Below are 21,802 nucleotides of genomic sequence, written 5' to 3'. Positions count from 1 at the left end.
CGGAACCTAGCTTCCGCCCCCCGCCCGTCAACCCGGGCCGGTGTTTCCCCCCGATCCGGAGCGCTCGCGCCTGCCCGCCATGGATGCCGTCCTGCTGCCTGCCCTGCTCCGCATCGCCGAGGCGCTGGAGCGCCTGTCGCCCTCCGCACCGCCGCCGCCCGACCTGGAAGGCGCCGATGCCTTCACCTGGCACCCCGCGTCCGGCGAGGCGCCGGCCCGGCTGGCCCCCGTGCCGCGGGTCTCGGCGGTGGCGATCGGCCTGCTGCGCGGCGTGGACCGGCAGAAGGACCTGTTGCTGGAGAACACGCTGCGCTTCAGCCGCGGGTTGCCGGCCAACAACGCTATGCTCTGGGGCGCGCGGGGCATGGGCAAGTCCTCGCTGGTCAAGGCGGCGCATGCGGCGGCCAATGCCGAGGCGCCCGGCAGCTTGGCGCTGATCGAGATCCACCGCGAGGATATCCGCACTCTTCCCGACCTGCTGGCGATCCTGCGCGGCGAGGAGCGGCGCTGCCTGGTGTTCTGCGACGACCTCAGCTTCGAGCGCGAGGATGCCGACTACAAGGCGCTGAAATCCGTCCTCGACGGCGGCATCGAGGGGCGGCCGGGCAACGTGCTGTTCTACGCCACCTCCAACCGCCGGCACCTGATGCCGCGCGACATGATCGAGAACGAGCGTTCCTCCGCCATCAACCCCGGCGAGGCGGTGGAGGAGAAGGTGTCGCTGAGCGACCGCTTCGGCCTGTGGATCGGCTTCCACAATTGCGACCAGCCCACCTACCTCGCCATGGTGGAGGGCTATGCCGAGGCGCTGGGCATCGACCTGCCCCGGGAGGAGCTGCATGCGGCGGCCAAGGAATGGACGGTAACGCGCGGCAGCCGCTCCGGGCGGGTGGCCTGGCAGTTCGTCACCGACCTCGCCGGGCGGCTGGGCCTGCGCGTCCCGGCATGAGCCGCACCGGCGCGCCGCGTCGCGACTTGGCTGGCGCGCCACGGCGCGACTTGGCTGGCGCGCCACGGCGCGACGGCCGCTTCCTCAACCCCGGCGGTGAGGCGGCGGGCCAGCCCCTGGCCGCGGTGTGGAAGCTGATGCGGGCGGGCCAGGGGGAAGCCTGGCCGCCGCGCGTGGTGGACCCACCGCAGCCGCCGCCGGAGGAGCCGCCACCCGGGCACCTCGCGGTGACGCTGATCGGCCACGACACCTTTCTGCTGCGCTTCCACGGCGGGCCGACCCTGCTGACGGACCCGATCTGGAGCGAGCGCTGCTCCCCCTTCTCCTTTGCCGGGCCGCGGCGGGTGCGGGCGCCGGCCCTGGCGATGGCGGCGCTGCCGCCGATCGACGCGGTGCTGCTGAGCCACAACCACTACGACCACCTGGACCTGCCCAGCCTGCGCGCCCTCCGCGCGCCGCGCATCCTGACCGGGCTGGGCGTCGGCGCCTTCCTGGCCCGCCAGGGCATCGGCGGGGCGGAGGAGCTGGACTGGTGGGACGAGGCCGCCCTGCCCAACGGCGCCGTCGCCACCTTCCTGCCGGCGCGGCACTTCGCGGCCCGCGGCGTGCTGGACCGCTGCCGCACCCTGTGGGGCGGCTTCGCCATCCGCACCGGCGAGGGACGGTCCGTGCTGTTTGCCGGCGACACCGCCTATGGGTCGCACCTGGCGGAGATCGGGCGGGAGCTCGGCCCCTTTGCCGTGGGGCTGATCCCGATCGGCGCCTATGAGCCGCGCTGGTTCATGGAGGTGGTGCACATGAACCCGGAGGAAGCCGTGCGCGCCCGGGCCGACCTGCGGGTGGACAGGGCGGTGGCCATGCATTTCGGCACCTTCAAGCTGACCCAGGAGGCGATCGACGAGCCGCCCCGCGCCCTGACGGCCGCGCGCGAGGCGGCCGGTCTGCCGCCAGAAGCCTTTCGCGTGCCGGGTTTCGGCGAAACCCTGGTGCTGCCCCTGGGCTGAACGGACGACCGGCGCGAAGGGCTGGCCCGGTGCTTCCCGGCCGGGATCCGGGAGCGTCGCCGCGATGGGCTGGCTTTTTCCGGGGACCATCGCGCCCCACCGTCGGGAAGGCGGTTCGCCTTACTTCCTTACTATCTTACTTCCTTACCGCGGCCCGTCCGATCGGGCTCCCTTTCGGAAAATAATCCTACAACTTCAAGGGGCTGGCGGTCAAGCCCGGCGCCGCATGTGGCAGATTTCGCGTTTTCTGCCACTTCCGGCGTTTTCTGCCACCGCGCGACGGTCAGCGGCGGGTCCGCAACGGCTTCCGGCCGGGCAGCGGACGTCCCGCGCCCCTCGGGTTGCGGGGCCGAGGAGCGACGCCCCGCCCCCTGCCTCAGCGCCCGGTGCCGAAGATGCGCTGCTCCACCTTGTCGCCGGGGCGCAGGCCCAGCCGCTCGGCCGTGCCGGCGGCCAGTTCCAGCGTGGCGCGCACCGGGCCCTGGCTGGGGATGGTGGCCAGGCTGAGGGGCACGGTGCGCTCGGCGATGCGGCGGATCGTGCCGTCCTCGTTGATGAACACCATGTCCAGCGAGGCCACGGTGTTGCGCATCCACATCGTGCTTTCGCGCGGGGCGCCCCAGTCGAACAGCATGCCCTCGTTGGGGCGGACCTGCTGGCGGTACATCAGGCCGACGGTCTGCTGGTCCGGGCTCAGCGCCATTTCCACCTGGAAATCGTGGCGCTTGCCGTCGCGGGTGACGATGGTCAGCGGTTCCGTGGGCAGGCGGGCCTGGGGGCCGTTCTGCGCGGCCGCGGCGACGGGAAGCGTGAGCAGGAGCCCGAGCAGGGCGCGTCGCAGCATGGTGTGTCAGTCCTTCGCTTCGTGGGGCGGCATGCCGGTGGGAATGACGGTGCGGACCAGCGTGGCGTCCAGCGCTTCGTACTCGGCGTAGCCGATGGTGTCGTAGAGCTCGGCCCGGGTCTGCATCCGGTCCAGCATGCCCATGGTGCCGCCGTCGCGGTTGATGGCGGCGTAGAGCTCCTCCATCGCCTTGTTGGCGACGCGCAGGTGGCTGACGGGCCAGATCACCATGGCGTAGCCCATGGCCTCGAACTCGGCATCCGTGAAGAAGGGCGTGCGGCCGAATTCCGTCATGTTGGCCAGCAGCTTCACCCCCGGCATGCGGGCGGCGAATTCGCGGAACATCTCCGCCGTGGTCAGGGCCTCGGGGAAGATCGCGTCGGCGCCGGCTTCCAGGTACAGCTTCGCGCGGGCCACGGCGCCGTCCAGGCCTTCGCTGGCCGCGGCGTCGGTGCGGGCGATCACCACCAGGTTGCGGCGCGCCCGGCGGGCGGCGGCGACCTTGGCCGCCATGTCGCGGGCATCGGCCAGCTTCTTGTCGTTCAGGTGGCCGCACTTCTTGGGCAGCAGCTGGTCTTCCAGGTGCACCGCCCCGGCACCCGCCTCCTCGAAGGCGCGCACCATGTGCATGACGTTCAGCGCCTCGCCGTAGCCGGTGTCGCCGTCCACCAGGGCCGGCAAGCCGGCGGCGCGGGCCACCTGGCGGATGTGCCAGGCCACGTCGTCCACCGTGATCATGCCCAGGTCAGGCAGGCCCATATTGGCCGACATGGCGGCGCCGGACATGTACAGCGCCTCGAACCCGGCCCGCTTGGCGAGCAGGGCGGCCATGCCGGTATGGGCGCCGGGCAGGCGCAGGATGCCCGGCCGGTCCAGCAGGGCGCGGAAGCGGGTGCCGGCGGGGGCGTCCGGCAGGTCGTCAGCGATGACGTAGGGCATGGCGGGGGTCATTCCCGAAGCGGTGGCGGCAGCGCGGGGCGGCCGGCTCCGGCCGGGCCGGGAAGCCTGTGGCCGGAGGCGCGGCGGCCCGGAGCCGCGGAGGGTGGGGTGGATGCCCGGAGCGCGGCGGGCAGGAGCCGAACATCATGCGCCAGGGGGCCTTCTTCCACCCGTCCTGCCCCTACACCATGGTGGGAGAAGGCGCCAAGCCGGCCCCCCTGCCCTTTCCGACCCGGAACGCACCCCCTAGGTTGCGCCGCGCGGACGACGCTTTGAGGACATGCTGCATGGAAATGACGGGCGAACGGCGAATCCAGGCGCCGCGACAGAAGGTGTGGGACGCGCTGAACGACCCCGAGGCGCTCAAGGCCGCCATTCCAGGCTGCGAGTCGGTGGAGCGCACGGCGGAGGACCAGTTCCAGGCCCGCGTCGCCATGCGCATCGGCCCGATGGCGGCGAAGTTCGGCGGCAAGGTCACGCTGAGCAACATCAACCCGCCGCAGTCCTACACCATCACCGGTGAGGGCAATGGCGGTGCCATGGGCTTCGCCAAGGGCGGCGCGGACGTGCTGCTGGAAGAGGCCACCGAGAACACCACCCTGCTGCGCTACAACGTCAAGGCGCAGGTCGGCGGCAAGATGGCGCAGCTCGGCGCCCGGCTGATCGACAGCACGGCCAAGCAGATGGCCGACCAGTTCTTCGACCGCTTCGCCAGCCAGCTTTCCGCCCCGGCCGTCGCGGCGGCCGCCGCCGCTGCCGCCGCTGCCCCGGCCGGCGCCGTCACCGGCACGGGCCGCACCACCGTGGTCAGCCCGCCCCAGGGCAGCGGCATTGCCGCGCCCTCGGGCAGCGGCAATGCCGCGCCCCAGGTCACCGACAGCGCCGCCGCCTCGCCCGAAGGCCCGCCGCCGGTGGTGGCGGTGAACGAGGCCGGGCGCTCGCTCTCCTCACTGTTCGCGATGATCCCGCGCGATCCGATGGGGCTGCCCATCGTGTTCTGGATCGGCTCGGCAGCGATGATCGTGGTGCTGCTGCTGCTCTTCGTGATCACCTGAACGGCGCGCCCGTGCTCGAGGCTCCCGCCGCGAACCTGCCGGCCGACGTTTCCGCCACCCAGCACCTGCTGGCCGCGGGCGGCTACGTCGCCGACCGGGCCCTGGCCACCGCCGTGCATCTGGCACTGCGGATGAACCGCCCCCTGTTCCTGGAAGGCGAGCCGGGCACGGGCAAGACGGAGATCGCCAAGGTCCTGGCGGCGGAGCTGCCGCGCCGGCTGGTGCGGCTGCAATGCTATGACGGGCTGGACCTCAGCGCCGCCGCCTACGAGTGGGACCACGCCAAGCAGCTGATGGAGATCCGGCTGGCGGAAGCCTCCGGCTCGGCCGGCGACCGGCAGGCGCTGGAAAGCGGCTTGTACGACCGCCGCTTCCTGCTGGAACGGCCGCTGCTGGCGGCGCTGGACGGCCCGCCGGCGGTGCTGCTGATCGACGAGCTGGACCGCGCCGACGAGCCCTTCGAGGCCTTCCTGCTGGAAGTGCTGGCGGACAACCAGATCACCGTGCCGGAACTGGGCACCATCCGCGCCAAGACGCCGCCGGTGGTCGTCATCACCTCCAACCGCACGCGCGAGGTGCACGACGCCATTCGCCGGCGCTGCCTGTACCACTGGGTGGACTACCCCGACGCCGCGCGGGAACGGGCGATCCTGAAGCTGCGCGCCCCGGGGGTCAGCGAACGGCTGAGCGCCGAGGTGGTGGCCTTCGTGCAGCGGCTGCGGGCGGGCGGCGACTGGTTCAAGCTGCCGGGCGTGGCCGAGACCATCGACTGGGCCCGCGCCCTGGCCGCGCTGGACGCCACGGAACTGGAACCCGCCGCGGTGGACGAGACGCTGGGCGTGCTGCTGAAGTACCAGGACGACATCGCCAAGCTGCGCGGCGAGGAAGCCGCCCGGCTGGTGGCCGAGGCGCGGCGGGATGCTGCCGCCTGAGGCCGCCCCGCCGCCCGGCCTGGGACGCCTGCCGGCGCCCTGGGACGGCGGTGCCTTTGCCGGCAACCTGATCGGCTTCGCCCGGCTGCTGCGCCGGGCCGGGGCACGGGTCGGCCCGGCCGAGAGCCTGGCCGCGGCGGAGGCCCTGTCGCTGGTGGGGGTGGAGGATCGCGTCACGCTGCGAGAAGCCCTGCGCGCTACGCTGCTGCACGGGCCCGAGCACGCCGAAGTCTTCGACTACGCCTTCGACCTGTTCTGGCGCGACCCGGAGGCTGCCCGGCAGGCCGCCGCCCTGGCCGCGCTGGACGAGGGGGGCGAAACGCGCAAGGCGCCGCCCGCCGCCCGGCGCGTGCTGGAAGCCCTGGCCGGGGAGCGCCCGCCGCCGCCGCGCGAGGAAGCCTCCGAGCCGCCGGAGCTGGACGCCACGCTGACGGTCAGCGAGCGCGAGAAGCTGGGCCGGATGGATTTCGATGCCATGGACGCGGCGGAGATCGCCGCCGCCCGCCGCGAGATCACCCGCCTGACCCTGCCGCTGGAACTGCGTCCCACCCGCCGCTTCCGCCCCGACCCGCTGGGCCCGCGCACCGACCTGCGCGCCACGGTGCGCAACAGCCTGCGCCATGGCGGCGAGATCCTGGGCATCGAGCGCCGCCGCCGGGTGGTGAAGCCGCCGCCGCTGGTGGCGTTGTGCGACATCTCGGGCTCCATGGGCCGCTACGTGCAGGTGATGCTGCACTTCCTGCACGCCGTCACCGCCGAGCGGGCCAAGCAGGACGTGGCCGTGCATTCCTTCCTGTTCGGCACCCGGCTGACCAACGTGACGCGGCAGCTGCGCCACCGCGACCCGGAGGTAGCGATGGAGCTGGTGGGCCGCGCCGTGCCGGACTGGTCCGGCGGGACGCGCATCGGCGATTCCCTGGCGCTGTTCAACCGACAATGGGCGCGGCGCGTGCTGACCCAGGGGGCGGTGGTGCTGCTGATCACCGACGGGCTGGACCGCGGCGGCGCCGAGGGGCTGGGCGAGGCGGCCGAGCGCCTGGCGCATTCCTGCCGCCGGCTGATCTGGCTGAACCCGCTGTTGCGATACGCCGGCTTCCAGCCCAAGTCCGGTGGCGTGCGGGCGCTGTTGCCGCACGTCCACGAGCACCGGCCCGTGCACAACCTGGACAGCCTGCGCGCCCTGGTGGCCACCCTGTCCGCCGGGCGCGACGCCGGCGGCTTCGGCGGCGCCGGGCGCAGGATCGCCCCGGGGCTCGGCGAGGGGCGCGGAGAAGGGAGAGCGGCATGAGCGACGCGGAAGACATCCTGGCCACCGCCGAGGGCTGGCGCCGGGAAGGCGAAACGGTGGCGCTGGCGACCGTGGTGGAAACCTGGGGCTCTTCGCCCCGCCCGGCCGGGTCGCGGCTGGCGGTGACGGGCTCGGGCCGGCTGGCCGGTTCCGTGTCGGGCGGCTGCATCGAGGGCGCCGTGGCCGACGCGGCGCAGGACACGATGCGCACCGGCGCGCCGCAGCTACTGGATTTCGGCATTTCCGACGAGCGCGCCTGGGAGGTCGGGCTGGCCTGCGGCGGCAAGCTGAAGGTCTTCGTGGAGAAGCTCGGGTGAAGGAAGCGGTCTTCGCCCGGCTGCGCGACGCCCAGGCGAGCAAGCAGCCGGTTGCCCTGCTGACGCGCCTGCCCGATGGCGCGCAGCACCTGTTTCCCGGCGAGGAACTGCCGGCCGCGCTGGCGGAGGCCGCGCGGACGGCGCTGGAGTCCGACCAGGCGGCCAACGTGTCGCTGGGCGAGGAAACCTGGTTCGTGCAGCCGCACAACCCGCCGCTGCGGCTGATGGTGGTGGGCGCCGTGCACATCGCCCAGGCGCTGGTGCCGATGGCCGCGGCCGCGGGCTTCGCGGTGACGGTGGTGGACCCCCGCGGCGCCTTTGCCACGGCCGAGCGCTTCGGCGAGGTCGCGACGCTGGTGCAGGAATGGCCGGACGACGCCATGGCGGCGCTGCAACCGGACAGCCGCACGGCGGTGGTGACGCTGACCCACGACCCCAAGCTGGACGACCCGGCGCTGGACGCGACGCTGCGCTCGGCCGCCTTCTACGTGGGCGCCCTGGGCAGCCGCCGCACCCATGCCAAGCGGGTGGCCCGGCTGACGGAGCTGGGCCATGACGAGGCGGCGATCGGCCGCATCCACGCCCCGGTGGGCCTGAACATCGAGGCGGTCACGGCGCCGGAGATCGCGCTGTCCATCCTGGCCGAGATCGTGGCGGTGCGCCGCGGCTCCGCCCTGGGCCGCCGGGCGTGATCTTCGGCCCCACCCCGGTGGCGGAAGCCCTGGGGGCGGTGCTGGCGCACACGCAGCGCCTGCCGGGGCGGGTGCTGAAGAAAGGCACCGTGCTGGACGCGGCGGCGGTGGAGGCGCTGCGGGAGGCCGGGCGGGACTCCGTGATCGCCGCGCGGCTGGAGGCCGGCGACGTGCCGGAGGACGAGGCGGCGCACCGCTTGGCGGAGGCGCTCCTGCGGCCGGGGCTGACGCGGTCGCGCGCCGCCACCGGTCGGGTGAACCTGTTCGCCGCGGAACCGGGGCTGCTCTGCCTGGACGTGGCGCTGATCGACCGGCTCAACGCCCTGGACGAGAGCCTGACGCTGGCCACCCTGGCGCCCTTCGCGCCGGTGGGCGTCAAGGAGATGGTGGGCACCATCAAGGTGATCCCCTTCGCCGTGCCCGGCGCCGTGCTGGCCGAGGCGGAGGCGATCGCCCGCTCCGGCGAGGCCGTGTCGCTCCGCCCGCTCCGGCCCATGCCGGTGGGGCTGGTGATGAGCGAGCTGCCGGGCATGAAGGAGAGCGTGCTGGAAGGCACCGCCAGCGTGACCCGCGCCCGGGTGGAGGCCCTGGGCGGCACGCTGCTGCCCCCCGAGCGCGTGCCGCACGAGGAAGCCGCCATCGCCGCGGCCCTGGGCCGGCTGCGCGCGGCGGGGGCGGAGATGCTGCTGGTGATCGGCGCCTCGGCGGTGGTGGACCGGCGCGATGTCGGCCCGGCCGCCATCGTGCGGGCCGGGGGGGTGATCGAGCATTTCGGCATGCCGGTGGACCCTGGCAACCTGCTCTGCCTCGGGCGTGTCGGGGCGCTGCCGGCGCTGGTGCTGCCGGGCTGCGCGCGGTCGCCCAAGCTCAACGGCTTCGACTGGGTGCTGCAGCGCCTGTTCGCGGGCATCCCCGTGTCGGGGCGCGACGTGCAGCGCATGGGGGCCGGTGGGCTGCTGCTGGAGATCGAGACCCGCCCCCTGCCCCGTGCCAAGGCCGTGCCGGGGGAGAAGGTGGCGCAGGAACCCGGGGGCAAGGCCGTGGAGAACGCCGCCGGAGGACCCGCCGGCGCGGCCCCGGCGGGGGCAGCCCAGGCGGGCGCCGCGCCGCGCCGGGTGGCGGCGGTGGTGCTGGCCGCCGGCCTGTCGCGCCGCATGGGGCCGGTGAACAAGCTGCTGGTGGAGGATGCCTCTGGCGCGCCCATGGTGGCGCGGGTGGTGGACCAGGTGCTGAACAGCGGCGCCCGGCCGGTGATCGTGGTGACCGGGCACGAGCAGGGCCGGGTCCGGGCAGCGCTGCGCGGCCGCGCCGTGCACTTCGTCCATGCCGCCGATCACGCGGAAGGCTTGTCTGCTTCCCTGCGTGCCGGGCTGGACGCGGTGCCCGCGGAGGCCGAGGGCGTGCTGGTCTGCCTGGGCGACATGCCGCTGGTGACGGGGGCCGACCTCGACCGGCTGCTTGCCGCCTTCGACCCGCAGGGCGGCGGCGCGGTGGTGCAGCCGACCCATGCCGGGCGCCGGGGCAACCCGGTGCTCTGGGCGCGGGAATTCCTGCCGGAGATGCGCGCTCTGCAGGGCGACAGCGGCGCCCGCGCGCTGCTGGAACGCCATGCCGACCGGGTGGTACGCGTGGAGATGCCCGGCGACGGCGTGCTGCGCGACTTCGACACGGCCGAGGCCCTGGCGGAGCTTACGCCGGCGGAGTGAGGGCGGCCGCCCCGCCGCCCGGCGCCGGGCGGGGTGGCGCGGGCGCGACATCCCCCATCCGCAGCACCCGCGCGGCCTCCGCGGGGCGGCCCGCCGCTTCCAGCAGCCGGGCGAGGTGCTGCTGCAGCCCGGCATGCTCGCCCAGGTGTTGCAGCAGCTGCGCGGCCGCTTCCGCTTGCCGCGCCTGGATGGCGGGTTCCGCGGCCACCGCGGCCAGGGCCGCCCCCAGCGCATCCCGTCCGGCCGCCGCGGCGGCCGCAGCCCCGAAGGCGGCGAGGAGGGAGGTGCCGGGCGACCACTGGCCGGGGATGTTGCGCAGCAGGAGGTTCATCTCCTCGTTGGTGGTGTCCGGCCCGTGCCAGTGGCGGGATGCGTCGGCCGGTTGCTCGGCCAGGGCCAGGGCACCGCAGAGAAAGGCCGTCCCGGTTTCGCCCAGCGCTTCCTGCGCCCGGCCCAGCGCCAGGAACAGCCCGTTGCGCGCCAGGCCTTCCGGCGCCTCGCGCAGCAGTTCCGCCCCGCGCCGGGCGGCGCCCGCCGCGTCGCCGGCCGCGCGGATCGCGTCCACCTCCAGGGTGCCGAGCACGAAGCCGGCCTCGCGGCCCAGCCGGTCCGGCGCCGTGGCCGCCACGCCGCGCAAGGCGTCGGCGACCTCCTCGCGTCGGAGGAAGCGCTCTTCCGCCAGGCCTTGCAGCCCCGGCAGGGTCCGCGCCGTCAGGCCGTTCAGCCGGAGCCAGTCGTGCAACTCGCTGTGCACCTCGCGCCAGGGCGGGGGCATGGCCGGGCGGCCCGTCGGGGCCGGGGCGCCGGGGGCAGCGAAGCTGCCGGGGGCGGCAGAGCCGCCCGGGTCGGCAAAGCCGCCCGGGCTGCCGGTGATGCGTCGGAAAGCGTGCCAGAAGAAGCCGGCGACGATGTCACCGGCGTCGCTGCCTCCGGCCGCGGCCTGGTCGCCCACGATGCCGGCGCGGTGGTGGTCCACGAACAGCACCTCCGGCGGGGCGGCCAGCAGGGTGTCGAGGTCCAGCATGGCCAGCCGCAGGTCCGGCCGCAGCCGCAAAACGAGGTCGAAGGGCGCGCCCTGCTCCTGTTCCAGGCTGCGCTTCACCACGTTGCCCTGGAACACCTTGTAGAATTGCCGCAGCGTGAAGGGGTCCAGGCCGCGCGGCACGCCGGGCTCGAACTGCACCCGGTTCTCGAAGAAGCCGAAGGCGAGGTCGTCCTCGATGTGGATGCGGGCCGGACCGAACTCGGCCAGGATCGCAGCGGCGGACACTTCGCTGCCGCCGCTGCGCGCGATCAGCAGGCGGCGCAGCGCCGGCAGGTGCAGGAACAGCGACTGGTTCTGCCAACTCGCGGGCAGCAGCGGCTTCAGGCCGGGCGGCAGCAGCAGGCCGAGGCGGCCGGAATCCATCGGCCCCGTCACCTTGGCGCCGCGGTTCTTCCAGGTGGTGACCACCACCTCCACGGCGGCGCGGTTCCGGAGTTCGGCCAGCCAGGCGTGATGGCCCTCGAAGTGCCGCATCTGGCCGCTGAAGCACACGCAAACCCTTGGTCGAGCGGCCACCCTTTTCCCCGGTTCTGGCGAGGCTTCTCCTAGCCGAGCGCCCCGCGCGAGTCAGCCCCGCGCCGGGGAAGCGCGCCCCGCGGTGCCCCCCACCCCTTCCGCAGCCCTGGGGCCACCCCCAGATTCAACCCCGTGAACACCACCATCGGCGTGGCGCGCGGGCCCGGCGGCGAGCTGGCCTATGCCGTGCCGTTTCCGCCCGAAAGCATCCCTCCCGTGCCGCCTCGCGCCCTGCTCGCCGCCTGGGACACGGCGCGCGACGCCGCCGCGGCCTGCCTGCACGGGCCGGAGCGCTCGCTGCGCTTCGCCACCCCGCCGGCCCCGGCCCCAGCGGCGCCCGGGACGGGCCGCGCGCTCGCCGAAGTGGGCGCCCCCGGTCCCGAGCCGGTGGAGATGCACCTGTCCGACCCCGATGCGCGCTGCTGGGCCGAGGCGATCGACGACAGCCTCGGCCTGGGCACGCTGTCCGGCCTGTCCGTGTTCCTGCGGCTGCTGGCGCTGCTGGACGCGATGGGCCGGCTGCCCTGGCTGCGCGGGATGTTCGACATCAATGCCGGGGGAACGCTGCTGCATCCGCAGCTGCTGGCGGCGGCGGCCGACCTCCCCCTGGACCGCGCGGCCCGGTTGGACGAAACCAGCCTGCGGCGCCGCTTGTCGCGGCTGCCCGCCGGAGCCCGCGCATGAACCGAACCAGCCTCCTCCTTCTCGCGGCGCTCTGCGGCTGCGCCCAGGCGACGCCGCCCGGCCCGGCGCAGCGGCAGAACGACGCGCGCGCCGCTTCCTGCCGGCAGGAAGCGGAACGGACCGTGCTGTATCGCGACCGCGGCCAGACCATGCGCAACGACGACCAGGATGCGCGCGTCGGCACGCTGAGCAATTTCGGCATCCGCTCCACCACCGACCGGCTGGGCGCCACCTTTGAGCGCAACCGCCTGGCCGACGAGTGCGTCCGCTCCACCGAGCCGGTGGTTACCGAGGGCCAGCGCCCCGCCGGCCGCTGAGCGCGGCGCTCCCGCTTGCCGGTGCCGGGTTTGGGCGGCGGGTTCGGCCGCGCCCTGTCGTCCCGCAACGCGCGGATCTATTTCGGGGCCAGCCTGGGGGCCTGGACGGGCTGGTGGATGCACCGCATCGCCGTGGGCTGGCTGGCCTGGGAGCTGACGCGGAGCCCCTTCTGGGTCGGGCTGGTGTCGCTCAGCGACCTGGTTCCGGCGGTGCTGGTGGGGCCCGTGGCGGGCGCCGTGGCGGACCGGGTGGATCGGGTGCGGCTGGCCTCGCTGGGGCAGCTGGTGAACGCCGCCGAGGCGCTGGGCGTGGCCGTGCTGACGGCGCTGGGGCAGATCGACATCGGGCTGCTGATCGCGCTGGAGCTGGTGTCCAGCACCGCCGCTTCCTTCGTGCAGCCGGCGCGGCAGAGCATCCTGCCGGCGCTGGTGTCTCGCGCCGACCTGCCGGCGGCGGTGGCCTGCAACAGCTTCATGTTCAACGTGGCGCGCTTCCTGGGCCCGTCCGTCGCCGGGCCGCTGATCGCCGGTTTCGGGGTGGTGCCGGCCATCCTGTGCAACGCCCTGGCGGCCCTGATCGCCACCCTGACCATGCCGCTGCTGCGGCTGGACCCCGACCAGCGGCGGGGGCACGCCGCCACGCGCAGCCTGCTGGCGGAAACCGCGGAAGGGCTGCTCTACGTCGCGCGGCATCCCGGGCTGGGCCCGATCTTCGCCTTTGCCGCCATGGCCTGCCTGACTCTTCGCGGGGTGCAGGAGTTGCTGCCGCCCTTCGTGGAGCACCTGTTCAACCGCGGCGCGGAATCCCTGGCGGTGCTGACCGCAGCCTTCGGGGTGGGGGCGCTGGTGGCGGGGCTGCGCATCGCCGCGCGCGGGCGACTGGAAGGCACCACGCGCATCGCCATCGGCGCGGTGCTGGCCCAGGCCGTGTTCACCGCCGGCTTCGCGCTGACCAGCTGGTTTCCCCTGGCCGTGGCCTGCGCCGTGTGCATCGGGGCCGCGGCCTCCTCCCACGGCATCGCCACCCAGACCCTGGCCCAGACCGCCGCGGATGCTTCCATGCGCGGGCGGGTGCTGGCGCTGTGGTCGTTGGTGTCGCGCGCCTTTCCCGCCTGCGGCGCGCTGGTGCTGGGCGCCACGGGCGAGGCCTTCGGGCTGCGGCTGCCCACGCTGGTGCTGGCGGGGCTGGCCTGCCTCGGGGTGGCCTGGGGCCTGTCGCGGGCGCGGGTCATCGCCGATAGCCTGGAGCCGCCGCGGGCCTAGCGGGTGGTGGCAGGAAGCCGGGGGGAGGTATCCCCCCGGACCCCCTTCTATTTTCGGGAGTTTGGGGAGCGCCCGTGGTGGGAAAGGTCTTTATACTCCCGAAAGAAGGAGGGGGTCCGGGGGAGTTCACTCCCCCGGCCTTTCCCCGCCGCGCCGCACCGTTTCCCGATCGCGGCGATCTGCTCTAGATGCCCCGCGCCCAACAGGGCGAGGAGAACCCCGCGATGAGCAAGATTTCCCGCCACGGCGGCAACGCCGTCCTCAGCAACGTGGTCGAGTACCACGGCTTCGTTTACCTCGCCGGCATCACCGCCGACGACCTCAGCCAGGACGTGTCCGGCCAGACGCAGCAGATCCTGGCCAAGATCGACGCGCTGCTGGAGGAAGGCGGCACGGACAAGACCCGCCTGCTGCAGGCCCAGGTCTGGCTGAAGGACATCCGCGACCGCGACGCGCTGAACAAGCTCTGGGTGGAATGGCTGCCCCAGGGCGGCGCCCCCGTGCGCGCGTGCGTGGAGGCCAACATGGCCGACCCGCGGCACCTGGTGGAGATCATGGTGACCGCCTGCCGCTGATCCGGCACACCCCCGAGCACCTGTGGCGGCTTTGCTGCCACAGTGTGCTTCGGTGCTCTTTCAGTCCTGCTGCCTAGGATGAAGTTCTTGATCCCGGCCTGAACGGGATGACCGCTCCGGCAAATCACGCCATTTTACACCCGGAAACGTGATCACGGGTTGGCGAGCGGTGAAACCTCCGGCTACCCCAATCTTCGCCGCCGGCCGTTGCCGCCGGTCCCCGGTGGGGAACCGGGGCGTTCGGGGGTCGAGGAGGGTTCATGCCGGTCAGTCGCTCTGCCATCGCTGTTGCCGTGCTTTGCAGCGCCTTTCTCCTGCCCTGTGCCCCCCAGGCCGAGGCAGCGCAGGCCCGCCAGGGTGCGAAGCAGACCCGGCAGGTCGCGGCCAACCAGCCTTCCCGCAGCCGCCCGGCGCAGGCGCGCAGCGCCGCCACGGTTCGCCAGACCGGTTCCAAGGCGGTGGCCAGCCGCCGCGGCCGTGGCGCTGTGGCCGTGGTGGCCCGCAGCCCCCGCGCTTCCGAGGGTGCCACCGACGCGATGTACTACGCCGGCATTTCCTGCGTGCCCTATGCCCGCCAGGTGACGGGGATGCAGGTCAGCGGCAATGGCGGCCAGTGGTGGTACAACGCCGCCGGCCAGTATGCCCGCGGCCAGCGCCCCGAGCCCGGCTCCGTGCTGGCCTTCCGCTCCTCCGGCGGGATGCGCATGGGCCATGTCGCGGTGGTGGAGCGGCTGATCAACCCGCGCGAGATCGAGATCCAGCACGCCAACTGGGGCGGCCCGGGCATCCGCAAGGGCACGGTGATGCACGGCGTGTCCGTGGTGGACGTATCCGACCGCAACGATTGGACGGCGGTGCGCGTGCAGGTGGGCCGCTTCTCCGAGGCTTACGGCCGCACCTACTCCACCTTCGGCTTCATCCATAACCGCCCCGAGCGCGGCGGCGTGTCCTACGCCTCCTCCAACAGCGCGCCGCGCTACGAGGAAGTGGCCGAGGCGCCGGTTGCCCCGGTGCGTGCCTCCGGCCGGACGCTGGACCTGTCGGTGGCGGGCCGCTGAGGACCGGCCGGGGCCGCACCGGCCCCGACGGCGTTTCCTGGCCGCCGACGAGGCAGGCCGCCTTTCCTTTCCGCCCCGCTTCGGTGGGTGAATGGCCGGACCGGTTTCCGGGCTGACGCTGTCGGTCCGCGGATCGGTCCGTTCTGCGTTGGCGGCCCGGCCACGGGCCCGGGCGGATCAGGGTGCCGGGCGCAGCAGCAGCGGCATCCCGCCCTCGGGGCGCAGGGTCAGGCGGAAGCGCGGCATCGGCACCACCCCCGGCGCGGGGGCCAGGGCGAAGCGGCGGATCAGCATGGCCAGCAGCGTGGTCATCTCCGCCATGCCGAAGGCGGCGCCGGCGCAGACCCGCGGCCCCACCCCGAAGGGCAGATAGGCGAAGCGCGGGATCGCCTTGCTGTTTTCCGGCAGGAAGCGGGCGGGGCGAAAGGCGTGCGGGGCGTCCCACAGGTTCTCGTGCCGGTGCAGCAGCCAGGGGATGCAGAGCAGCGTGTCGCCCGGCCGCAGCGTCCAGCGGCGGATGCGGTCCACCTGCACCGCCTGCCGCGCCAGCACCGCCACGGGTGGGTACAGGCGCATCGCTTCCTGCAGCACGGCGCGGGCCTGGAGGAGGCCGTTGAGTTCCGCAGCGTCCGGCTCGCGCTCGCCCAGGACCTCCCGCGCCTCGTCGCGCACGCGGGTGGCCCAGGCGGGGTCGCTGGCCAGCAGGAACAGGCACCAGGCCAGGGCATTGGCGGCGGTCTCGCTGCCGGCCAGCAGCATCATCGCCACCTCGTCCAGCAGCCCGGTTTCGTCCAGCAGCGGGCGGCCATCGGCGGCGGGGGCGGCGCGCAGCCCGGGCAGCAGGCCCTCGCCCGAGGGAGGGCGGGCGATCAGCGCCGCGACCCGGGCGCGGATCTCGGCCGCGGCGCGCTGGGCGATGCGGCCCTGGCGGCCCAGCAGGCCGCGCGGCAGGCCGAGCAGGTGCGGCAGGTCCACCACCTGCACCCGCGATTGGTATTCGCCGAAGGCCTGGGCGATGGCGCGGGCCTCGCCCTCGGGCACGTCGGGGCCGAACACGGCGCGCAGCATCACCCGCAGCGTCGCTGCGGCCAGGTCGGGCGCCACGTCCACCACGGCGCCGGGGGCGTTGGCGGCCGCCTTTCCCCGGGGGGCGCCGGCTGCGCCGTCCCGGGTGGCACCACCGGCCGGTTCGCCCGGGGTGCCGCCGCCCTGCCCATCCCAGCTGCCGCCGGCCGCAGCGACCGGGGCGGACCAGTCCTCGATCAAGCGGCGGCCGGCCTCGCGGAAGGCTTCCTGGAACTGGCCGACACCGGAAGGGTGCAGCAGCCGCGCCACGGCGGGGCGGCGGGTGGCCCAGAGGCTGCCGTGGTTGGCGAAGAGGCTCTCGCCGATCACCGGGCTGAGCGCCTGTTCCTTGAAGTGGCTCTTGCGGCCGTAGATGGCGTGGCGGGTGACGAAAACGTCGCGCACCACCTCCGGGTCGTTCACCACCACGATCTGCCGGCGCAAGATCGTCACCGCCATCACCTGCCGGCGATAGGCCACGCGCGGCAGGGCGCGCAGCACGTCGCCGTTGAAGCTCAGCAGGCCGCGCAGGAGGCCGGGCACCCGGCCCGGCGGGTCCGGGCGGGGGGGGATCAGCTCCGCGGGCGGGAAACCGTCAGGCAGCGGTCAGCACCACCCGGCCGGTGACCTTGCCGTCGCGCAGCCGGTTCAGCACGGCGTTGGCCTCGTGCATCGGGGCGGTGGAAACCGGCAGGGGCGCCAGCCGGCCGGTGCGGGCTAGGTCCATCACGGCGCGCAGTTCCTTGGGGTTGCCGACATAGGAGCCCTGCACGGTCAGGGCGCGGATGGCCATCAGCGGCAGGGGCAGCGGCAGCTCGCCGCCGAACAGCCCGACCTGCACGAGCTTGCCGCCCTTCTGCAGCGCATCGAAGGCGAAGCGCGCCGTGGCGGTGCCGTTCACCAGGTCGATCACGGCGGAGACCGGGCCGCCGCAGGCCGCGACGATGCGCCCGGTGGTGTCGTCGCCGCCGGCCAGCACGGTGAGCGTGGCGCCGGCCGTCCGCGCCGCGGCCAGCTTCTCCTCCGACAGGTCCACCACGCAGATGCTCCCGTGCCCGAGGGCGCGCAGCGTGGCCACCGCGTTCAGCCCCAGCCCGCCGGCGCCCACCACCACCACGGGCCGGTCAGGCGGCAGCGGCATCACCTTGCGGATGGCCGAGTAGACGGTGATGCCGGAGCAGGCATAGGTCGCGGCCACCGCCGGGTCGAGCGCGCCGAGGTCCACGAGGTGCCGCGGCTCGGGCACCAGCACGTGGGTGGCGTAGCCGCCGTGGCGGTTGATGCCGATGGAGTGGCCCTGGAGGCACATGTTGTCCTCCTCGGCGCGGCAATGCTCGCACTGGCCGCAGCCGACCCAGGGAAACACCACCTTCATCTCGCCGGCGCGCAGGCCGGTGGCCTCGGGGCCCCAGCGCAGCACGCGGCCGACGATCTCGTGCCCGGGGGCGATCGGCAGGGTCAGGCCGCGCTCCTTCAGCGACAGGATGCCGCGGCTGCCGAGGTCGTAGCGGCCCTCCCACAGGTGCAGGTCGGAATGGCAGACGCCGCAATGCGTCACCTCCAGCAGCACCTGCCGGCCCACCGGCTCCGGCGTCGGCAGCTCGATCTCCTGCAACGGCTCGCCGTTTTCCACGATGGCCCAGGCCCGCATGTCCGACACGTCTCCCTGCTGGCCGGGATGGAGCAGCCGGCCGCCCGGCCGGTCAAGCGGCCCCCGTGGCGGGGCGGGCCGCGCGCTGCGGTGGTGGCGCGCGGGGGTGCCGCGTCGGCCTGCCCGCCGCAGGGGCCTGGCCATCCGACGGCCGGCCCCTTCGCCCCAGCCCCGCGCCGCGGTCAGGCCGGCACCGGCAGCGGGCGCCCACGCGGCTGGCGGCAGGCCGCCTCGGCGCGCAGGGTGGCCGCGTTGAGCGCCGCTTCCAGCAGGCGCGCCGCCGGCTCGGCGCCGCCATGCCCGGGCAGGATGGGCGGGCCCACCACGGCGACGCAGCGCGAGAAGGGCAGCGGGATCACCATGCGGTCCCAGGTGCCCAGCCGGCGCGCGGGATGGGCGCTGGCGGCGCAGGGCACCACCGGCACACCCACCACCTCCGCCAGGCGCAGCCCGCCCGGCGTGGCCACCCGCCGCGGGCCGCGCGGGCCGTCGGGCACCACCACCGCCACCGCGCCGCCGCGCAGGCCCGACAGCAGCTCTCGCGCCGCCACCCGGCCGCCGCGGGAGGAGCTGCCGGACACCGGCTGCAGGCCGAAGCGGTCCAGCATGGCACCGATCATGCCGCCGTCGCGGCTGCGCGACACCAGCACCAGCCCGGGCTTGCGCGGCACGGCCGGGTCCACGGATCGCCAGAAGGTGTCCCAGGCCAAGGGCATCACGGGCAGGCATTCGTGCCAGAAGGCCAGCACGAAGCCGGCCTCGCCCCGCGCCAGCGCGTGCAGCGGTTCCGTGCCCAGCAATTCCCAGCGCGCGGTGCGCCGGCACAGGTCGAGGTAGTGCCCGAGCAGGCGGGCGAGCGGCGCGCTCTTCAGCACGGCCTTCACCCCGCGGGACAAGGGGCCGCGGCGACGCGGACGGGTCATGGCCGCGCCGCGCCGGGGGTCGGCCGGAGCGATCGCGCCGGGTGCGGGGGCAGGCACCGCCCGATCCCGGCCACGGCGACACGCGAAACGGGCATGGAACGGTTTTTCACCCCGGGGATGTTGAGTGCCCCTTACAACATCCCGGCGCGCACGGGGATGCAGGCGGGCGTTGCGCCCCGGCCTGCGATGCGTCGGTCCGGTTTCCGGGCGGGCAGGGCGTAAGCCCGCGGCGGTGGTCCTGCGGGGCCGGGAAGCGTGTTCCCGTGGCCGGATGCCGGAGCGCGGTCCCCGTTCCTGCGGTGGGGGCCGAAGCGCGGACCAGCGGCGTTTCAACCCCGGCCCCCTTCCCCGCGTTACCTCCCCTGCCGGAGGAGAAGCCGAGATGAGTGATTTCCTGTCCAGCAGCGGCGGCAACCCCGCCGCTGGCGCGGCGGAGGCGCCGGTGCAGAACGTGCTCGGCCAGTTGATGGGCGGACGGCAGGACATGGCCGGGCTGTCGGGCCTGCTGGACCAGCTGCGCCAGGGCGGGCTGGGGCCGCAGGTGGATTCCTGGATCGGGCACGGCGAGAACGCGCCGGTGGCGCCCGCCGAGTTGGAGAACGCGCTCGGCCCGGCGCAGGTGGAGCAGATCGCGCAGCGGACGGGCCTGCCGCGCCAGGGGCTGATGAGCCTGCTGGTGGCGCTGCTGCCGCTGCTGGTGGACCGGCTCAGCCCGCAGGGGCGTCTGCCGCAGGACGACACCCAGGTGCCGCAGGGCGGGATCGGCGGGGTGCTGGGCGGGCTGCTCGGCCAGTTGGGCGCCGGCGGGGGCCAGGGTGGCGGCCTCGGCGGGTTGCTGGGCCAGCTCGGGGCCGGTGGGGGCCAGGGAGGTGGCCTCGGCGGCATCCTGGGCGGATTGCTGGGCGGCCGCGGCCGCTGAAGGCGCCGGCCCGGCGTGACGCGGCAGCGCGTCGCGCCGGGAGCGCGGCCCGCCGTCAGGCAGCGCTGCGGCGTTCCTGGGCGGGTGCGCGCAGGCCGGGGCGCAAGGCGGCCAGGCGCAGTTCCAGCACCGCCGGGGCGGCCAGGCCGGCCCAGAGGGCGTCCGGCAGTTCGGCGTCGCCATCGGTCCAGCGGCCGCCGGGTTCCGCCGCGTGCCAGCCGCGGCACAGGCGCGGGTCGTCCAGCGCCACCGGGCGGAGCGTGCCGTCGGCGCCGCGCAGGCGCAGTTCCGCCACGCGCGCGCCCAGCAGGCGCAGGTCGTCGCTGCCGGCCGTCGCGTCGTCGGCCGGCACGGAGGCCGTGGCGCAGAGCCGCAGCTTCGGTGCGGCTTCGGGCAGGCTCGCCCGGTACCATCCGTCCGACAGGGTCAGGGGCAGTTCCCGCGCCCCCGCCAGCAACCGCAGCGCCGGGCGGACCGGGCGGAAGCCCAGCCCCGCCGCCTGCCGGGCGATGCGGCGCCGGATCGCGCGCAGCCGGCCGCCGCCGGTCAGCCGCGGGGCGCAGCCGCGGGTGGCCCAGGCCGCTTCCGCCAGGGCGTCCGCCTCGGGCGGCAGGGCGTGCAGTTCGGGCGCGGGGTCGTCGGCGAAGAAGCCGGAGCGGCCGGTGTCGAGGAAGCTTTCCGCCGGCAGCCCTTCGGCCAGGAGGACGCCGTGGGTGGCGCTGCCGTCTGCCGCGGCGAGTTCCAGGTGCCAATATTCCACCGTTTCGGGCGCGTCCTGCACCACCAGGGCGCCGTCCAGCAGCGCGCGCGCCGGCACCAGGGCCCCATCGAGGAACAGGTGGTGGCCGGGGCTGACGAGGAGGTCGCGCGCCGGCAGGCGGGGCCCCAGCGCGTGGGCGCGGATGCGGATGGGGCAGACATCCTGCGGGGTGGGGTGGTGGTTCGGGTGCAGCTGGCGGTGGCCGACCCAGCGCAGGGTGGCGGGGATGCCGTCGGCGCGCAGCACGGTGTCGCCGGCGCTCAGGCTCTCCACCGCACGCTCGCCATCCGGGGTGGCGATGCGGGTGCCGCGGACATAGCACTCGCTGGCCAGGATGCGGGTGCTGTCGTCGTCCACCGTGGCTAGGCTGAAGTCGGCGGCGGTGTAGTTGCCCTCGAAGCGCAGGGTGCCGACGGTGGTTTCGCCGTCGCGCAGGGTGAGGACGTGGTCGGCATAGGACAGGTCGGTGACGTGGGCGTCCACCACCAGCCGGTCGTCGGGGGTGAAGCCGTAGATCGTGCCGGCAAAGGCGGCGGGCTTTTCCAGCGTCAGGCTGGAGGCGCCGCCCAGTTCCACGCCGGGCGAACTGTCCGGGCTCGTGCCCGCGAAGCCGCCGAGCACGATGTTGGAATCCTGGGCCGCGATCACCACCGGAAAGGCCGAACTGGCGGTGATGTTGCCCATCGGCCCGCTATCCGCGCTGCCGAAGGTGGCGTTGGGGCCGGTCACCGACAGCGTGGCGTAGCCGAACCTCAGGTTGAGGTCGCCGGCGACGAAGATGCCCTGGGACAGCCCCGCCACGGGCGCCCCGCCCACCACGCTAATGATGCTGACATCGGCCTTGGAGGTCGCGGAGATGCTGTGCGGGCCGCCCCCGGCTTCGCCGAGAACGAGGCGCGCCGCGTTCACCCGCAGGTCGACATCCACGAGGGCGGCGGAGGTCACCTGCACCGAGGAGCCCGGCGCCACGTCGAAGCTGCCGTTGCGCATGCTCAGCCCGCCGGCGAAGCGCACCGGGTCGGGGGTGTCGACGAGGACGCGCAGGGTGGAGGTCGGGTCGCCGCTGCCGGCCGTGTCGGTGAGCGTGCCGCCGCGCAGAAAAGTGGCGCCGTCGAAGCTGAAGGACTGGTTGTTGGGGACGCCGGTGGGCTGCCAGTTCGCCTCGTCGAACCAGGCGCCCTCTCCCGTGGGCGAGACTGGCTGCCACGAATAGCTCGTCATCGCCCCGGCGCGCCCTTGTTACTGATCCGTAAAGCAATGCCACAAGCCGTGGCATTGCAGGAAGTGCGGAGTTCGCCGG

The 21,802-nt window shown here is 74.3% G+C and carries 21 protein-coding genes; 14 read left to right on the top strand and 7 right to left on the bottom strand.

The genetic code is table 11. The features are described 5' to 3' along the window. Positions 1–79 precede the first annotated feature (79 nt). Together ACLIBK_RS11065 and ACLIBK_RS11060 are read left to right on the top strand one after the other, a co-directional pair. On the top strand, positions 80–949 hold the full coding sequence (locus tag ACLIBK_RS11065) for an ATP-binding protein (protein ID WP_415387416.1): 870 nt from the start codon (positions 80–82) through the stop codon (positions 947–949). Then, positions 946–1,953: an MBL fold metallo-hydrolase gene (locus tag ACLIBK_RS11060; RefSeq protein ID WP_415387314.1), complete on the top strand. Its 1,008-nt coding sequence runs from the start codon at positions 946–948 to the stop codon at positions 1,951–1,953. Before ACLIBK_RS11065 ends, ACLIBK_RS11060 begins: the two co-directional genes overlap by 4 nt. A gap of 376 nt (positions 1,954–2,329) precedes the next feature. On the opposite strand, the gene ACLIBK_RS11055 is transcribed toward ACLIBK_RS11060, so the two are convergent. Next, entirely contained in the window at positions 2,330–2,797 is a 468-nt protein-coding gene (locus ACLIBK_RS11055; RefSeq protein ID WP_415387313.1) for a DUF192 domain-containing protein, read from the bottom strand. Positions 2,798–2,803: 6 nt separating this feature from the next. Beyond that, positions 2,804–3,736 carry a methylisocitrate lyase gene (prpB, locus tag ACLIBK_RS11050; protein ID WP_415387312.1) on the bottom strand — a complete coding sequence of 311 codons (933 nt, stop codon included), beginning with the start codon at positions 3,734–3,736 and terminating at the stop codon, positions 2,804–2,806. 287 nt (positions 3,737–4,023) lie between these two features. Here prpB and ACLIBK_RS11045 point away from each other — a divergent pair, with 287 nt between their 5' ends. The 6 genes from ACLIBK_RS11045 to ACLIBK_RS11020 are packed head-to-tail and all read left to right on the top strand — an operon-like array spanning position 4,024 to position 9,726. Beyond that, complete coding sequence (locus ACLIBK_RS11045) at positions 4,024–4,791, top strand: SRPBCC family protein (RefSeq protein ID WP_415387311.1); 768 nt, start codon at positions 4,024–4,026, stop codon at positions 4,789–4,791. An 11-nt stretch (positions 4,792–4,802) separates the two neighbouring features. After that, complete coding sequence (locus tag ACLIBK_RS11040) at positions 4,803–5,723, top strand: AAA family ATPase (protein WP_415387310.1); 921 nt, start codon at positions 4,803–4,805, stop codon at positions 5,721–5,723. After that, positions 5,710–7,011 carry a vWA domain-containing protein gene (locus ACLIBK_RS11035; protein WP_415387309.1) on the top strand — a complete coding sequence of 434 codons (1,302 nt, stop codon included), beginning with the start codon at positions 5,710–5,712 and terminating at the stop codon, positions 7,009–7,011. Before ACLIBK_RS11040 ends, ACLIBK_RS11035 begins: the two co-directional genes overlap by 14 nt. Next, positions 7,008–7,328 carry an XdhC family protein gene (locus tag ACLIBK_RS11030; RefSeq protein ID WP_415387308.1) on the top strand — a complete coding sequence of 107 codons (321 nt, stop codon included), beginning with the start codon at positions 7,008–7,010 and terminating at the stop codon, positions 7,326–7,328. The genes ACLIBK_RS11035 and ACLIBK_RS11030 overlap by 4 nt, the downstream gene beginning before the upstream one ends. After that, positions 7,325–8,020, top strand: a complete 696-nt coding sequence (locus ACLIBK_RS11025; protein ID WP_415387307.1) for an XdhC family protein — start codon at positions 7,325–7,327, stop codon at positions 8,018–8,020. Before ACLIBK_RS11030 ends, ACLIBK_RS11025 begins: the two co-directional genes overlap by 4 nt. Beyond that, complete coding sequence (locus ACLIBK_RS11020) at positions 8,017–9,726, top strand: NTP transferase domain-containing protein (protein WP_415387306.1); 1,710 nt, start codon at positions 8,017–8,019, stop codon at positions 9,724–9,726. The genes ACLIBK_RS11025 and ACLIBK_RS11020 overlap by 4 nt, the downstream gene beginning before the upstream one ends. On the opposite strand, the gene ACLIBK_RS11015 is transcribed toward ACLIBK_RS11020, so the two are convergent. Continuing rightward, a complete protein-coding gene (locus tag ACLIBK_RS11015; protein ID WP_415387305.1) occupies positions 9,710–11,287 on the bottom strand; it encodes a hypothetical protein in 1,578 nt (525 codons plus the stop codon). The genes ACLIBK_RS11020 and ACLIBK_RS11015 overlap by 17 nt on opposite strands. 132 nt (positions 11,288–11,419) lie before the next feature. On the opposite strand from ACLIBK_RS11015, the gene ACLIBK_RS11010 reads away from it, so the two are divergent. The 5 genes from ACLIBK_RS11010 (at position 11,420) to ACLIBK_RS10990 (ending at position 15,184) form a co-directional block, all read left to right on the top strand. After that, complete coding sequence (locus tag ACLIBK_RS11010; protein ID WP_415387304.1) at positions 11,420–11,971, top strand: hypothetical protein; 552 nt, start codon at positions 11,420–11,422, stop codon at positions 11,969–11,971. Continuing rightward, positions 11,968–12,288 (top strand): hypothetical protein, encoded by a 321-nt coding sequence (locus ACLIBK_RS11005; RefSeq protein WP_415387303.1) that lies wholly within the window; start codon positions 11,968–11,970, stop codon positions 12,286–12,288. Before ACLIBK_RS11010 ends, ACLIBK_RS11005 begins: the two co-directional genes overlap by 4 nt. Before the next feature lie 21 nt (positions 12,289–12,309). Then, the gene (locus ACLIBK_RS11000; protein WP_415387415.1) at positions 12,310–13,551 is read left to right on the top strand and encodes an MFS transporter; all 1,242 of its coding nucleotides are present in this window, start codon (positions 12,310–12,312) and stop codon (positions 13,549–13,551) included. A gap of 224 nt (positions 13,552–13,775) precedes the next feature. Then, on the top strand, positions 13,776–14,126 hold the full coding sequence (locus ACLIBK_RS10995) for a RidA family protein (RefSeq protein ID WP_415387302.1): 351 nt from the start codon (positions 13,776–13,778) through the stop codon (positions 14,124–14,126). Positions 14,127–14,386: 260 nt separating this feature from the next. Further along, complete coding sequence (locus ACLIBK_RS10990) at positions 14,387–15,184, top strand: CHAP domain-containing protein (RefSeq protein WP_415387301.1); 798 nt, start codon at positions 14,387–14,389, stop codon at positions 15,182–15,184. A 177-nt stretch (positions 15,185–15,361) separates the two neighbouring features. Here the strand turns inward: ACLIBK_RS10990 and ACLIBK_RS10985 are convergent, their stop codons facing one another. The 3 genes from ACLIBK_RS10985 to ACLIBK_RS10975 all read right to left on the bottom strand — a co-directional run bounded on the left by ACLIBK_RS10985 (position 15,362) and on the right by ACLIBK_RS10975 (position 18,823). Beyond that, positions 15,362–16,792, bottom strand: coding sequence for a cytochrome P450 (locus ACLIBK_RS10985; RefSeq protein ID WP_415387300.1), 1,431 nt, complete (start codon positions 16,790–16,792; stop codon positions 15,362–15,364). 52 nt (positions 16,793–16,844) lie between these two features. Next, the gene (locus tag ACLIBK_RS10980; protein WP_415387299.1) at positions 16,845–17,900 is read right to left on the bottom strand and encodes an alcohol dehydrogenase; all 1,056 of its coding nucleotides are present in this window, start codon (positions 17,898–17,900) and stop codon (positions 16,845–16,847) included. Between the two features lie 182 nt (positions 17,901–18,082). Next, on the bottom strand, positions 18,083–18,823 hold the full coding sequence (locus ACLIBK_RS10975) for a lysophospholipid acyltransferase family protein (RefSeq protein ID WP_415387298.1): 741 nt from the start codon (positions 18,821–18,823) through the stop codon (positions 18,083–18,085). 271 nt (positions 18,824–19,094) lie between these two features. Between ACLIBK_RS10975 and ACLIBK_RS10970 the strand changes: the two genes are divergently transcribed. Next, positions 19,095–19,742 carry a YidB family protein gene (locus tag ACLIBK_RS10970; RefSeq protein WP_415387297.1) on the top strand — a complete coding sequence of 216 codons (648 nt, stop codon included), beginning with the start codon at positions 19,095–19,097 and terminating at the stop codon, positions 19,740–19,742. A gap of 55 nt (positions 19,743–19,797) precedes the next feature. On the opposite strand, the gene ACLIBK_RS10965 is transcribed toward ACLIBK_RS10970, so the two are convergent. Beyond that, entirely contained in the window at positions 19,798–21,723 is a 1,926-nt protein-coding gene (locus tag ACLIBK_RS10965; RefSeq protein ID WP_415387296.1) for a Hint domain-containing protein, read from the bottom strand. Positions 21,724–21,802: the final 79 nt, after the last annotated feature.

Origin of the sequence: Roseomonas sp. BN140053, from assembly GCF_047690175.1 — a bacterium.
GTDB lineage: Bacteria > Pseudomonadota > Alphaproteobacteria > Acetobacterales > Acetobacteraceae > Roseomonas.
This window is presented reverse-complemented; position numbering and strand designations above follow the sequence as displayed.